This window comes from Treponema sp. UBA753 (assembly GCF_002297325.1).
In the GTDB taxonomy this organism is placed as follows: domain Bacteria; phylum Spirochaetota; class Spirochaetia; order Treponematales; family Treponemataceae; genus Treponema_D.
Genome location: NZ_DBKJ01000058.1, coordinates 17,269 through 31,773, shown reverse-complemented (window position 1 = coordinate 31,773; position 14,505 = coordinate 17,269). Strand labels below are relative to the sequence as shown.

Below are 14,505 nucleotides of genomic sequence, written 5' to 3'. Positions count from 1 at the left end.
ACAAAAGCCTTTTCTTTTTAATTGACAAAAAGCACGCCGCGTCTTCCTCCTACGTGCCGAAAGACTTGGTTTCTTTGGAAAAGAACAGCCTCTTTGACCTGAACAAAGCCGGAATGAAAATCCGACCGGAAGCTTATTCCGCTTTGAATGAAATGGCGCAGGCCGCGTTAAATGACGGAATCAGGCTTTTGGTAAGCTCCGCCTACCGCTCTTATTCTTATCAGGAAAATCTTTTTAACTACTGGGTAAGCGTGGACGGACTTGAACAGGCTGAACGAGAAAGCGCGAGAGCGGGAACAAGCCAGCATCAGCTTGGAACAGCAGTTGATTTCGGCTCGATTTCTGACGACTTTGACAAGACTCAAATGGGGCAATGGGTCTATAAAAACGCCGCGGATTACGGCTGGTCTCTTTCGTTTCCAAAAGGATATGAAGATGTTACCGGCTACCGCTGGGAATGCTGGCACTTCCGCTACATAGGAAAAAACGCCTGCCGTTTTCAGCAGAAGTGGTTCGGCGGAATCCAGCAGTTCATGCTTGAATTTATAGACTGCTGGAAAAGCATGAGTTAAATTTTTACGCCCAAAAGTTCTGCGATTTCTTCCGCTGTTGTAAATTGGATTGCGTGTATTCCAATTGAAGCGGCGGCTTCGCAGTTGTCCTTTCTGTCGTCAATGAACACGGCATCTTTTGCAGTAACATTTTCTGCTTCAAGAATTATTTTCCAGAAATTTGTGTCCGGCTTTGAAACTCCCATATAGCATGAACTGTATGTCTGGTCAAAAATCGCATAGTCTCCGCGCTCAAGGTGGTTAAAGTAATGCGCAGAAACTGTATTTGTTCCGCACACAACTCTGTTTCCTTCTGAACGCAATGCCTTTACAATTGCCACAGTTTTTTCGTTTCTTACAGGATGAAAAAGCCACCTGAACCAGTCTGTTTTTACGGCAATTCCGCTTCTCTTTGAAAATTCCGCCCAAAACTCGTTTGTATCGATTATTCCGTCGGAGCAAAGACTGAACAATCCTAGGCTTTCAAGCTGGCCTTTGTTTGCGCCGTCTGTTTTTTTTCCGCAGATTTTTTCAAATTCTTCAACTGAAATTCCAAGAACCTTGCACAATTTGTCGTCTAAAACTGCGGAGTTTGTTACAACGCCACCCATGTCAAAAATGTAAAGCATTTTTCCTCCAAATGAAAAATATATTTTAGGTCAAATGTCATTATCGGGCTTGACCCTACGATGTTTCTGAAAGAAACTCGATTGATAATCTGTCATAAATTTTCATAAGATTTCCATGTCAAGCACGGGAATGACAGTTTAGTAGATATTTTTTAATTGATATTACCTCTTTCATTCTGAAAATATTTTTTTTAAGTCGCAAAAGTTTTCAAGTTTTTCTATGTATTTTGAAGCTTTTCCGAATCCGTAGGAAGCCCAGATAAAGGGAATTCCAGCCTGAGCGCAAGCGTCTGCATCTCCTTGTGTGTCGCCGATGTAAACTGCGGAAGTCATTCCGTTTCTTGCCATTAGAATTTGAATGTTTTCTGCCTTTGATTTTCCTGTGCGCCCGAAGCATTCGTAGTCTTTTATAAAAGGCAAAAGTCCAGTTTTTTCCATTGTCAGCTCAATGTATCCGTTTTGGCAGTTGCTTACAATGTAAAAGTTTTCTGAAGATGAAAGTTCCTTTATTGTTTCAATTACGCCGGGATATGTTATGTCGAATGTGTTTTCCCGGATTGCAATCTGTTCTTCTGTGCAGCAGTATGACATGAGTTTGCTTTGTTCCGCTTTGCCAAGTTCCGGCCATAAGTCGTTTGCGATTGTGTCCATCGTTTTTCCGAATTCCTGCTGAAGAATCTGAGCGTTTACTTTTTTTGCTTTTAGCCCGGACATTTCAATTGCCTTGTTCCAGGCGACTGCGACAATTCCTGTTGTGTTCCAGATTGTGCCGTCTATGTCCAAAATGATTCCGTTAAAACCGCTGTTTTTCATATTTATATTATAGCGAATTTCATGCTGCATAAAAAGTATGCGGCAAATTTTTTAACAATAACGCAAATTATTATTGAAACGTTTCTATAAAAATTGATTTTTTTTGCTTTTTTTTTGTTGCAAAACAAAAATTCTGATTTATAATAAAAATCACCTTAGAAAGAAAAAAGGTTTATGCATTACTAATGAAGGAGGCAATTGCATGAAAAAGTTAGTAGCTACAGTTTTGGGAGTAGCATTGGTTGCGTCAGCAGCAACATCATTTCCGTGGTTTAAGAAGGCTAAAGGTAAAACAACTGGCGGAAAAGTATTGAACATCGCTGTTTGGAACGATGAATTCCCAGCACGTTTTGAAAAATACTACAAATCAAAAGTTCCAGCTGGTGTAAAAGTAAACTTCATCCAGACTCCAAACCAGGGAAATGCTTATCAGAATAAGCTTGATGAAGCTCTTCTTGCACAGAACTCAGCAGCAGCAGACGAAAAGATTGATATGTTCCTTGTTGAAGCTGACTATGCATTGAAGTATGTTGACACTCCATATACTCTCGATGTAGTTAAAGACATCGGTCTTACAAAGGCTGATTTGGCCAACCAGTTCAAGTATACAAAAGACATCATGACAGACTCTAAAGGAGTTCTCAAAGGTGTTTCTTGGCAGGCTTGTCCGGCTGGATTTATCTATCGCCGCTCAATCGCAAAAGCTGTTCTTGGAACAGACGATCCAGCAAAAGTACAGGAAGCTCTTGCTAACTGGGACAAATTCGACTCAGTTGCTGCAAAGGCAAAAGCAAAGGGATACTTCATGCTTTCTGGATTCGATGATGCATTCCGTGTATTCTCTGACAACGTAAAGACAAAGTGGGTTGTAGGAAACAAAATCAAAGTTGATCCGATGATTCAGCGCTGGGTTGACATGACAAAGACATACACAGACAAGGGCTATAACAACAAAGCTAACCTTTGGTCAGCAGAAAGCTTCCAGGGTGCAAAGAAAGACGGAAAAGTATTCGGATACTTCGGACCAGCTTGGTTCATTGACTTCTGTCTTGCTCCTAACACTCTCGATGATCCTGCAAAGGGAAATGTTGCTGGAAACGGTTCTTATGGCGACTGGGCATTCTGCAAAGGACCTATGGGATTCTCATGGGGTGGAACTTGGATTTGTGGTGCAGCAGGTTCAGACAATGTTGACTTGATTAAAGACATCATGCTCACACTTACTTGCGAAAAAGACACAATGGTTCGCATCGCTACAGAAATGGGCGACTTCACAAACAACGCTCCTGCTATGCGCGAAGTTGCAGCATCTGACTACAAGAACCCATTCTTGGGTGGACAGAACCACATGGCAGTATTCATCGATTCTGCTGATTCTATCGACAAGAGCTGCATGTCTATGTACGATCAGGGTATGACAGAAAAACTTATGGCTGCTATGTCTGACTACTACAACGGAAAAGTTTCACAGGATCAGGCTTGGAACAACTTCTATACTTCTGTTATCGAACTTTATCCAAACTTGTCTAAATAATTGATGTAATTCTTATCACTGAAACCATGTTTGCATGGTTTCAGTCTCAAGGTTGCAGAAAGTAAGAATGCCGCCTTTTTTAAGGTGGCATTTTTTTTACCCGTTTTTTTCAATAGAAATACTTCCCTCTATGATGTGTTGCTATTATTTCTGAGAGGATTTAATGAAAAATAATGTTAAAAAAAGTGCAAATAGAAAGCATACCATCCAATATGATAATTGGGGATATGTTTTTATTGCGCCATTCTTTGTAATTTATATTATATTTTCGCTCATTCCGCTTTTGACAACTTTTATTTTCAGCTTGTTTGAGTATTACCGTGTAGGACTTCTTACTGTTGGACCTACTTTTATTGGTTTGGAAAATTTCAAGGCGATATTTACTGCTGGCGACAGCTTGGGAAAATATTTCCTTAATACACTTATAATGTGGGTCATGGGATTTGTTCCGCAGATTATAATCTCTTTGCTTCTTGCTGTTTGGTTTACAAATACAGAGCTCAATCTTAAAGGCCAAGGATTCTTTAAAACAGTTATTTATATGCCTAACTTGATTATGGCCGCGACATTCGCAATGCTGTTCTTTACTTTGTTCTCGCCTAACGGTCCTGTAAACGGAATGATTCGCTCTATTGTTGACAATACAAATGCGGCTGCTATTGCAGCCGGCACACAAAAACCTATGGAACCAATTCGTTTCTTTTCTTCTACGGCTTGGACTAGGACTTTGGTTGCTACAATGAACTTCCTTATGTGGTACGGAAACACAACAATTTTGCTTATGGCTGGCGTTATGGGAATTGACAACAGTCTTTTTGAAGCAGCCCGCATAGATGGAGCTTCTCCTTCTCAGGTATTCTTCAAGGTTACAATGCCATTGCTTCTTCCAATTTTTGTTTATGTTTTCATTACTTCTTTGATTGGTGGTATCCAGATGTTCGATGTTCCGCAGATTTTGACAAATGCTGCCGGTACTCCAGACAGAACCACAATGACTATTATTATGAAGCTTAACAATCATCTTCAGAGCAAGAACTACGGACCTGCAGGAGCTATTTCTGTTCTTTTGTTTGCAGTTACTGGTGTTTTAAGTGGACTTGTTTATAAGATTACTATGAGCAAGTACCAGAATAAAAGATAGGAGATAATTTTATGGAGAAATTAAAAAGTCAGGCAAAAATGCTTTCTACCAGAAGATTTATCTGCTATGCAGTTCTGGTTCTTTTGGCGATTCTTTCATTGTTTCCATTCTATATCATGGTTATCAATGCGACTCGTTCACATCCGCAGATTCAGAGTGGATTCTCTGCTATTCCTGGAACTCAGCTTTGGCTTCATATTAAGCAGTTTATAAAGAGTGAACGCTGGTTTGATATTGTTGCAGGTCAGCAGGTTGAACGCAAGGTTTACGGAACTAGCTATCCTATTTTCCGCGGACTTGGAAACAGCTTCCTTGTTGCTCTTTTTACAGCTGCATTTACAACTTACTTTAGCGCAATGACTGCCTACGGAATTTATATGTATAACTTCAAAGGCAAAAAGAGCGCGTTTAAGTTCATCATGGCTGTTATGATGGTTCCAACACAGGTTTCTACACTTGGATTTTTGCAGTTGATTACAAAACTTGGAATTATGAATTCTTATATTCCTCTTGTTATTCCTGCGATTGCAGCTCCTGTTGTTTTCTTCTATATGTACCAGTCAATGGAAGCAACTTTGCCTTATTCAATTGTTGAAGCTGCTCGCGTAGACGGAAGCAACGAGTTCTATACGTTCAATGCGATTGTTTGTCCTATGCTCAAGCCAGCGTTTGCGGTTCAGGCAATCTTTGCATTCGTTACTTCATGGAACAACTACTTTATTCCAGCACTCGTAATCAGCGACAAAAAACTTTGGACAGTTCCGATTGTTATTGCAAACGCCCGTTCTGCTGACTACATGATGTTTGACTTGGGTGTTAACTATACACTTATGACTGTTGCTATTCTTCCTTTGATTGTGATTTATTTCTTCCTTTCAAGATATATCATTGGCGGTGTAACTGCTGGTGGTGTAAAAGAGTAGGGCTTTTTAATTTGCCAAACTTATGCCGGATTGCGCTTGCAGTCCGGTTTTTTTTTATGCTGAAGCCTTATTCTTAATTGCCCAGTTCCTGAATATATTGTATATTATCTGATATAGCAAAATTTCTACTTGAGGTAAAAATGAACGACAAAAAAGATGACGACAAGAAGCAGACTGAAAACGATCCTTATGATTTTTTCAAGCTTTCTATAGACAATGAAAAGGGAGACAAAAAGCCTTCTGGCAATGGTTCTCAGAAAGGTCCGCCTTTTTGGACAATACTTTTAGTTCTTGCCGGTGTTCTTATAGCCGTGAACATGATGTTTTCTTCCAAGCCAACTGATTTGATTGATTTTTCTGAATTCAGGAATCTTATAGATCAGGGGCAGATTGTTCGTGTTGAGCTTGGTGAAAATTATTTTACTGGGTATGCTTCGCATTCTGCCGGTACTTCTCAGCCATCGCGTTTTGGTTTTATGGGAATGCCTCTTGGAACAGAAAGCGGCGGTGTCTATAGAACTTCTGGCGTTCTTATGGAAGGCTTTATTGAGTTCCTTGATGAAAAAGGCGTGGACTACAAATTTGTAACGCGGCAGAACAATTATCTTATTCAGCTTTTGCTTAATCTTATAATTCCGTTTGGCTTTATTTTCTTGATGTATTTCTTTATTTTCAAAAAAATGGGCGGCGGAATTGGCGGAATGGGGTCTATTCTTGGCGGCGGCGGAAGGTCAAAGGCTGTTGATGAAGGAAAAGTAAAGACTCGTTTTCAGGATGTGGCAGGCGTTGACGAAGCTAAAGAAGAATTGATGGAGCTTGTTGACTTTTTGAAACAGCCTAAAAAATATACTGATATAGGTGGAAAAATTCCAAAAGGTGCTTTGCTTGTAGGACCTCCGGGAACAGGAAAAACTTTGCTTGCTCGTGCTGTTGCAGGTGAGGCTGGTGTTCCGTTTTTTAGAATTTCTGGTTCTGATTTTGTTGAAATGTTTGTTGGTGTTGGCGCAAGCCGTGTGCGTGATTTGTTCCGCGCTGCCCGGGAAAAGGCTCCTTGCATTATTTTTATTGATGAGCTTGATGCTATAGGCAAGAGCCGTGTAAATAATCTTGGCGGAAATGATGAGCGCGAGCAGACATTGAATCAGCTTTTGGTTGAAATGGACGGATTTGATAATGAAAAGGGACTTATAATTCTTGCTGCTACAAACCGCCCTGATATTTTGGATCCAGCTCTTTTGCGTCCTGGCCGTTTTGACCGCCAAATTGTTGTGGACAAACCTGATGTAAAGGGCCGCGAAGAAATTCTTAGGCTTCATGCAAAGAATGTGAAAATAGATTCAAGCGTTGATTTTTCCGCAGTTGCCCACGCTACAAGCGGATTTGCGGGTGCGGATTTAGCCAATATTGTAAACGAAGCGGCTCTTCTTGCGGTTCGTGCTGGAAGAAAAGTTGTTCTTATGGATGATTTTGACGAAGCCATAGAAAAAACTTTGGTTGGTCTTAAGAAGAAATCTCGCGTTGTAAAAGAAAATGAGCGCAGAATTGTGGCTTACCATGAAACAGGACACGCTCTTGTTGCGGCATTTACTCCTGGAAGCGACCCTGTTCATAAAATTACAATCATTCCGCGTGGAATGGGCGCTTTGGGGTATACTTTGCAGCGTTCAGAAGATGACCAGTTTTTGTACAGCAAAAAAGAACTTATGGGACAGGTCGATGTTCTTTTAGGCGGACGTGCGGCTGAGCAGATAATTTTTGGTGAAATAAGCACTGGCGCTTCAAATGACATTAGCCGTGCAACAGATATTATCAAACGCATGATTACAGATTACGGCATGAGCGAAAAATTCAAGAATGTTACTCTTGGAAAAAGCGGAAGAGGCTATGGAACTCAGGAACCTGAGCTTGTGCGCGAATTTTCAGAAGATACACAGAAATATGTAGACGAGGAAATTGCCCGTGTTATGGAAGAACGTTATCAGTTTGTTCTGAAGACTTTAAAGAAACATGGAAATCTTCTTGAATATATTGCGCAGCGTCTTCTTGAAAAGGAAACAATGGAAGGCAAAGAATTCCAGGAAATTATAAAAGCCGAGGATCATTGCAATGAACTTGAGGCAACGGCTGTAAAAAATTCTTCTGAAGAAAAACCTAAACGACCAAGAAAGCCTCGTGCCAAGAAAGTTGCAAAAGAAGAAAAATAGTTTATTAAGCTCTGGTTATTGCCAGGGCTTTTTTGTAGAAATTTAAAAAGAAAGTTATATGGCCGAATATGACGTTGAAAAATCACAGAAAATGGATTCCCGTGTCTGTGGCACGAGAATGACAGTTAGAATGTTTGTTTCAATTTTTTCCGAGCGTAAAGCCGTAGTAATTATGTCCAGGAAACACTTTTGTGTCTTCTGGAAGTTCTGTGTAAATTCTATTCAGGCTCTGTTTCATATCCGCATCGCTTCCGCTGAAAAGATCCGTGCGGCCACAAGAACGGTGAAAAACTGTGTCGCCGCTTAGCAGAATTTTTTCATTTTGATTGTATAGGCAGCAAGAACCTTTTGTGTGTCCAGGCGTATGAAGAATTTTCCAGTTTTCAAGAAGCGGAATATTTTTTACATAAGAAGAAAGAGTTGTGCTGTCAGAGATTAAGAAATCTGGTTCTGGAAGATTTGAAACAAACGGCAAAAATTCAAGAAAATTCATTGGCTCAAGTGAAATTCTTTGCAAAATTTCACTTCCGTTTCCTATAAAATGCGCGTCGTTTGAATGAATAAGGATTTTCACATCAGGAAATTTTTGCTTTATTACATTCAGTCCTGCCACATGATCAAAATGTCCGTGGGTTAAAAATATAACTTTTGGAACAAGATTATTTTCCTCCAAATATAAGAAAAACTTTTCTTCATCGTTTGAGAATTTGCAGCAGGCTGGATCTACAATTAATGCGTCAGAACCTTCAAGTTTTACAATGTAAGTGTTAACACTGAAAGGTCCTGTTTGTATGACATGAATCAATATGCTTCACCGTTTCCAAAGTGAGACTTTACCTGACCGTCATCAGTTGTTTCTGAATATGGCTTGTCTTCAACTGGAGCATTGTTCATTGAAGCTGCGAATGCGCTCTGTTCCGCTGCAATCTTTGCTTCCTCTGTATTTGCCGATGTGTCTGTGTGCGCGTCATTTACAACGTTTGCAGGTATTGTTTCTTCTGAAATAGCAGGCTCTGCTGAAACTTGCTCTGTTGTTCCAGAAACTTCATTTTCATCCTTTTTGCGTGAATAGCTTACGCTTAATTTTCTTCCGCGGTATTCATATTCATTCAACACCTTGATAGTTTTATCGCAGTCTTCCGCAAAAAGTGTTATAAAAGAATAATTTGAAAGGACTCTGATTTCTCCAATTCGTGAACGTTCAAGACCTGCAACGCTTACAAGAAGTCCGACTAAATCTCTTGGGAAAACTCCGCGGCTTCTTCCAACGCTTATAAAAATTGTGTCTGCAACAGAAGGATCGATTGTTACACGTGGAGTTTTTTCTGCGCGTTCCTTGCGTTCCTCTGAATTTCTTTCTGACTGGCGGCTTTCGTTTCTTGAAAAACGTTCATTTCTGTCTGAGCGTCCGAACTTTTCTGTTTTTTCTGTGCGATTAAAGCGGTTGCTCTTGAATCCTGAAGTTGCATTTTTGATAAGCAATGCTGCTACATAGCTTCTGCGTGAAAAAGGAACATTTTTTTTGAAAAGCTTTTTAATCTGCTTTAGTGTTTCAATTTCTGCATTGCTTGCTTTTTCTACGCGGTTTACTGCATCTTTCAAAAACGATGCGATGTTTTCTTCATTCAATTTAAAACCTTCACGGTTATTGTTGTATGCCATAATCAAACTCCTGTAACTAACTAAGGCTCTTTTCTGAATCTGCCGCTGCATGGCTTTTCAGAATAAAAAATTAATCTTTTAATAAATCTACAATATAGCCGGATCCTAGCTTTTCAAAAGAAAACTGGCTTAACAAATGCTCCATGGATTCCAGAATAATTGTATTTGAAAATAAAACCCACTGAATTCCGTTGCTTTTTGCTTTTTCCAGACATTTTTGGAAAAGTTCCTTTCCTATGCCTAAGCCACGGTAATTCTGAAAGACAAAAAAATCAGTAACTATAGCTGTTCTTTTTGCCGAGGACGGACATGATGAAAATAAAATGCAGCCCAAAAATTCTTTTAAATGGGAATAGCAAACAAAACCATACTTATTCTCATTTTTAGAAAAAGCTGACTGGTAACGCCACATTGCAGCAATGGAAATTCCAATCTCGCCTTCAAAGCTGTTTTTATATTCTTCTGCCATTATTTCAACTGCACGATCAACGCATTCCTTGTCCTTGGCAGAATCGTATTCCTTGAACTCAAAATCATTCCGAACAAGTTCTTCCGTTTCATCTGCGGAATCTTCTTCAAGAAGCTCAAGTCCCCAAGTCTCGCGCAAGTCATTGTACCATTCGTTGATTTTAGAAAACATTTTCTTTGTCTTGAATGCAAACCATCTTTTTTCAACATCTGGATACGCTTTTAGAATATTCTTAAAATTTCTGAACACCCCCCTTCTGCTTTGTAAGCATCTTTTTAATTCATTCCTCGCTAAAGGTGAACGGCAGCTTTCTGAAAAGGCTTCCATAAGATCAAAACCGTCATCGCTTGTCCAGTTTGGCAAGGAATAGACTTTGTTTTCATCTATTTTTAAGTCTTCTGCCGGATTATCAAAGTTTTTTACGAAACTTACAACCTTATTTTCCATAGCATCGAAAACACTTTGAGAATTTTGGTCTTCCATGGCAAACATGATGTCATTTTTTATGGAATCTGTAAGTTCGAATATCATTTTGAAAAAATCAGCCTAAATCTTTTCGATTTGTAATTACTTTGCAGATAAGTCCATATTGAACCGCCTCTTCTGAGTTTAGCCAGTAGTCTCGGTCAGTGTCCTTTGAAACTTTTTCCAATGAAGTTCCTGTCTGCTCTGAAATTATCTCATTTATTTTTGTGCGTGTCTTTGCAAGTTCTGCCGCATGAATTTCAATGTCTGTTGCAACACCTTTCATTCCGCTTGAAGGCTGATGGATCAAGTAGCTTGAATGCGGAAGACCAAGCCTGCGCTCTTTTGGAACAGAAAGAAGAATCAATGCTGCCGCGCTTGCAATAAGACCTGTTCCAATTATATAAACAGGCGCATTTATAAAGCGGATCGTGTCAAAAATTGCGAATCCTGCATAAACATCTCCGCCAGGACTGTCAATGTAAATATAAATTGGCTTGTCATTGTCTGCTTCAAGAATTAAAAGCTGCCTTATAATCTTTTCTGCAAGTTCTTCGCAGATTTCGCCGCTTAAAAGTATCTGTCTTGTCTTTAAAAATTTTTCTGCAAGAGGATCTGGAGCTGCATTTTCAGCTTTTTTTTCCTCTTTTTCATCTTCCAAAACGATGCCATCAATTTTTTTGATCATTTTTACTCCAAAAAAGACTGCAATATAAAGAACAGTCATGCTAAAAATATACTATAAATCTTCTGTATTTTCAATAATTTTTGCTGATTTCCAAAATTCCATCATTTTACTGTCATTTTCGGCTTTCATTTCAAGATTTTCACGTTTCATGCTTTTTTCAACAAACTTGAATCTTGAGCTGAACTTGTTTATGGCTCTTTCAAGCGCAACTGACGGATCTATATTAAGCTTGCGGCTTAAATTTACACATGACAAAAGCAAATCTCCAACTTCCTCTTCTGTGTTTTCTATTGAAGATTCCTTTACTTCGGTCAGTTCTTCTCCCACTTTATCATAGGCTTGTTCTGTTGCACGCCAGTCAAAGCCTGCTTTAGATGCTTTTTTTAGAATTTTAAATGCTTTTAAAAGCGGAGGAAATCCTTTAGGCACAGAATCAATTGCGCTTTCCTGTTTTCTGCCTTCCACATTGTCTTTTATTTTATCCCACTGCGCTTTTACATCTGATGCGCTTTGGATTTTTGTTGAAGATTTGATTTCGTTTGTATTTTCAAAGATATGCGGATGCCTGCGGATAAGTTTTTCGCAGACTTCATTTAAAACTTGGTCAATTGTAAATTCATTTTCTTCCTCAAAGCATTTTGCTATGAAAATAAGATTGAAAAACACATCGCCGAGCTCTTCACGCACGTGGCTTGGGCTTTTTTCTGTTATTGCGTCAACAGTTTCAAATGTTTCTTCTATTAAAGTGCTTCTTAATGTCTGCGGTGTCTGAATTTTATCCCAAGGACATTCTTTGCGCAGAATATTTGCAAGTTCAAAAAGCCTGTTGAATGAAGCCGCCTGCAATGAAAGATTTTCTATTTTTTTTGTAAGTTCTGATTTTTCCATAAAATAACTTTTCTTTTAATTTGTTTCTGGAATAACTTTTTTCTTTCCCCATTCAGGAATGAGCTTTTCTGGCTGGGCTGAAGTTAAAATTTTTGAAAAAAGAACATTTGCCTGTGAAAAAACTTGTGAAAGTGCTATTTTTTCATCTTCTGAAAATGAGCCTAGGACAAAATCAGCAACACTTCCGTGGACTGGTTTTCCAACTCCAAATCTTAGCCTCCAAAAATCCGCAGTTCCAAGATGCTCTTTTATTGAGCGAAGTCCATTGTGTCCTCCAAGACCCCCTGACCACTTTAAGCTAAGTGTTCCAAGCGGAAGTTCAATCTCATCATGCAGAATAAGAATGTTTTCCGGTTTTATTTTAAAGAAACGGGCTGCTTCTCCAACTGCCTCTCCGCTTAAATTCATATAAGTTAAAGGCTTCATAAAGTAAATTTTATCCGGAGCATTTGAAGCTAATGGCAAAGTTCCGTCTTGTCTTGGCTTTATAAGTGAAAAGTCCTTTAGCCAGTTTAAACAATCTGAATAGTCAACACAAGAAAATTCTGACTTATGCTTTGTCTGCCAAGAAATTTTTGACGCAAACGGAAGTTGTTCTTCAAAAATCCAGGGAACATTATGCCTTGTGCCTGAATATTCTTTTCCGTAGTTTCCTAAAAATGCAATTAGCTGAATCATGCATGCATTATAGGCTATAAAACTTTTGAATTCAATAATCTGAAAAAAATTGAAAGAAAAACGAGATTGCTAAAAAGCATTTAAAGATGAAAGCCCTTCTTTTCTTACTGTGCCAGGCGAAATTCCAAATCTTGCACGATAAGAATTTATAAAATATGCCGGGTTTGAAAATCCACATTCCTTTGCAATATCTTGAATTTTCATTCCTGTAAGTGAAAGAAGTTTATGACCTTCTTCTAATCTGAAAAGACTAAGATATGCAGAAATTCCAATACCCATTTCCTTATGAAAAATACGTGTAAGATAGTCTGGATCAACTCCAACTTGGTCTGCAAGTGTACTTCTGCTGATTTTTTTAGAAAGATTTTTGTTCATATAAAGAATCGCATATTTTACAATAGAACCTGTTCTGGAAGGAAGAACAGGCTGCTTTTTTGACATAAGATTTTTTAATCGTTCAACGAATTCGCTGCATTGTGAAACAGACTGGTTGCATATAATTACATTTGAAAAATCAGAGATTGAATTTAGATTGTTAAGCTCTTTAAAGTTTTCTGCTGTAATTAGAACTGGAACAAAGATTAGTTTTTCATTTTTCCGCACTTCAAGAATGTCCGCATCTTGTATGCTGTCAAAAACAATCAAATCTGGAGTAAACCTTGTGGCTACAGTAGAAAGAAAGCTAACAGATGAAATTACTTCTGTTTCATTTTCTTTTGCAAGAATCTTTAAAAGAGGTGTCTGGTTGCCTATAAAGATTATTTTCCGTGGCTTCCATTGAATCATAGAAACTCCAGACAACCGAATTTTGTGTCATTGAAGTGTAAAAACTGTTCTATAATTTCTTTTGCTTCTTTGTTTACTTCTGAAATTCTTTTTATGCTGTTTTTTGTCTTGACGAGCGGATTTATATAGCGTCTTTTTACTTGTAAATTGACACAGTAAAAGCATTTCATTTTAGTTTCAGAACGGAAAATCTTTTTCATCCCTCTAAATGTCCTAAAGTATTTTGAAAATTTCCAAGAAGGATTTTCTTCTGCTGATTTTGTAAATAATTCTATAATTTCTTTTTCGGAAAGTGTAAAAAGTTCATTTGGTTTTATGATTTTGCTTTCCTCTGCAAGTTTCAGTATGTCAGCCATAAGCTGCATTGCGATTTTGTCTTCGTTTCGCTGAAGAATCATGCTTGTTTGAATGAATTTTTTTGTATAAATCAAGCATTCGCCTTCTTCTAAAAAGCCTAGCTCTGGAATTTCCTTTTCATTTTTCAAGACATTTATGTGATTGTAGCTGTTTTCTATTTCTGTTAAAGTCCAAACCGAATCCAATGCCGCTCCGCTCGGGTACATGTATTCCAAACGGTCTGCGCTTAATCCGGGAATTTCATTGTCTGCGATAGGATATATATGATAGTCGCTTACTTCTGAAACATTTATTCCGTCTTGCTTTAAAAATTCAAGAAGCTTTGAATCATTTTCTATTAATTGCGCATTTAAATTTTCTGTGCTGCTTTGTGTAAGAGCATCTCCGTTCTTAAAATCAGAAACGTGGCTGAATGCAGGTGTTGAAACATCATGAAGAAGGGCAGATATAGTTTGCTTTTTATCTTTTGTAAAGTTCCAAACAATCAGAGCAGTTCCTATTGAATGATCAAGCCGTGAATAAAAGAACTTGTTATGAAAAAGAGGCGTCCAGTCGGTTCCGCATAAAAGTCCAACGCCTTCAAGACGTTTTAAAATAGGCAATGAAATATATTTACTTAGAAAATCCGGCGTTTTTTTGCATAGAATTCTGTGATATTTATCTGCAAAATCTTCTTTCATAAATATATTCCATGTAGTTTCAGCAGCCTAAATGCAA

15 protein-coding genes are annotated in these 14,505 nt (G+C 38.4%); 5 read left to right on the top strand and 10 right to left on the bottom strand.

All coding sequences use genetic code 11. The annotated features are described in order from the left end of the window. Positions 1–572 (top strand): M15 family metallopeptidase (locus B4C08_RS05025; RefSeq protein ID WP_296663660.1); only part of this gene is annotated, 572 nt, incomplete at its 5' end. Here the strand turns inward: B4C08_RS05025 and B4C08_RS05020 are convergent. Then, positions 569–1,180 carry an HAD family hydrolase gene (locus B4C08_RS05020; protein WP_296663656.1) on the bottom strand — a complete coding sequence of 204 codons (612 nt, stop codon included), beginning with the start codon at positions 1,178–1,180 and terminating at the stop codon, positions 569–571. The genes B4C08_RS05025 and B4C08_RS05020 overlap by 4 nt on opposite strands. 171 nt (positions 1,181–1,351) lie before the next feature. Next, entirely contained in the window at positions 1,352–1,993 is a 642-nt protein-coding gene (locus tag B4C08_RS05015; protein WP_296663651.1) for an HAD family hydrolase, read from the bottom strand. A 202-nt stretch (positions 1,994–2,195) separates the two neighbouring features. Between B4C08_RS05015 and B4C08_RS05010 the strand changes: the two genes are divergently transcribed. From B4C08_RS05010 to ftsH, 4 genes are all read left to right on the top strand, one after another. Beyond that, the gene (locus tag B4C08_RS05010; RefSeq protein WP_296663648.1) at positions 2,196–3,527 is read left to right on the top strand and encodes a carbohydrate ABC transporter substrate-binding protein; all 1,332 of its coding nucleotides are present in this window, start codon (positions 2,196–2,198) and stop codon (positions 3,525–3,527) included. Positions 3,528–3,690: 163 nt separating this feature from the next. Continuing rightward, on the top strand, positions 3,691–4,668 hold the full coding sequence (locus B4C08_RS05005) for a carbohydrate ABC transporter permease (RefSeq protein WP_296663643.1): 978 nt from the start codon (positions 3,691–3,693) through the stop codon (positions 4,666–4,668). A gap of 11 nt (positions 4,669–4,679) precedes the next feature. Beyond that, a complete protein-coding gene (locus B4C08_RS05000) occupies positions 4,680–5,591 on the top strand; it encodes a carbohydrate ABC transporter permease (protein ID WP_296663640.1) in 912 nt (303 codons plus the stop codon). Between the two features lie 140 nt (positions 5,592–5,731). Then, positions 5,732–7,795, top strand: a complete 2,064-nt coding sequence (gene ftsH / locus B4C08_RS04995) for an ATP-dependent zinc metalloprotease FtsH (RefSeq protein ID WP_296663636.1) — start codon at positions 5,732–5,734, stop codon at positions 7,793–7,795. A 139-nt stretch (positions 7,796–7,934) separates the two neighbouring features. Here the strand turns inward: ftsH and B4C08_RS04990 are convergent, their stop codons facing one another. From B4C08_RS04990 to B4C08_RS04955, 8 genes are all read right to left on the bottom strand, one after another. Next, positions 7,935–8,600 carry an MBL fold metallo-hydrolase gene (locus B4C08_RS04990; protein WP_296663633.1) on the bottom strand — a complete coding sequence of 222 codons (666 nt, stop codon included), beginning with the start codon at positions 8,598–8,600 and terminating at the stop codon, positions 7,935–7,937. After that, positions 8,597–9,457, bottom strand: coding sequence for a DbpA RNA binding domain-containing protein (locus B4C08_RS04985; protein WP_296663627.1), 861 nt, complete (start codon positions 9,455–9,457; stop codon positions 8,597–8,599). The genes B4C08_RS04990 and B4C08_RS04985 overlap by 4 nt, the downstream gene beginning before the upstream one ends. Positions 9,458–9,527: 70 nt before the next feature. After that, positions 9,528–10,457, bottom strand: a complete 930-nt coding sequence (locus B4C08_RS04980) for a GNAT family N-acetyltransferase (RefSeq protein ID WP_296663623.1) — start codon at positions 10,455–10,457, stop codon at positions 9,528–9,530. A gap of 10 nt (positions 10,458–10,467) precedes the next feature. Beyond that, complete coding sequence (locus B4C08_RS04975; RefSeq protein WP_295799903.1) at positions 10,468–11,079, bottom strand: ATP-dependent Clp protease proteolytic subunit; 612 nt, start codon at positions 11,077–11,079, stop codon at positions 10,468–10,470. A gap of 51 nt (positions 11,080–11,130) precedes the next feature. Continuing rightward, the gene (mazG, locus tag B4C08_RS04970; RefSeq protein ID WP_296663618.1) at positions 11,131–11,967 is read right to left on the bottom strand and encodes a nucleoside triphosphate pyrophosphohydrolase; all 837 of its coding nucleotides are present in this window, start codon (positions 11,965–11,967) and stop codon (positions 11,131–11,133) included. A gap of 15 nt (positions 11,968–11,982) precedes the next feature. Next, positions 11,983–12,645: an aminoacyl-tRNA hydrolase gene (gene pth, locus B4C08_RS04965; protein ID WP_296663612.1), complete on the bottom strand. Its 663-nt coding sequence runs from the start codon at positions 12,643–12,645 to the stop codon at positions 11,983–11,985. A 69-nt stretch (positions 12,646–12,714) separates the two neighbouring features. Continuing rightward, entirely contained in the window at positions 12,715–13,431 is a 717-nt protein-coding gene (locus tag B4C08_RS04960; protein ID WP_296663610.1) for a helix-turn-helix domain-containing protein, read from the bottom strand. Further along, positions 13,428–14,468 (bottom strand): hypothetical protein, encoded by a 1,041-nt coding sequence (locus B4C08_RS04955; RefSeq protein ID WP_296663608.1) that lies wholly within the window; start codon positions 14,466–14,468, stop codon positions 13,428–13,430. Before B4C08_RS04955 ends, B4C08_RS04960 begins: the two co-directional genes overlap by 4 nt. Positions 14,469–14,505: the final 37 nt, after the last annotated feature.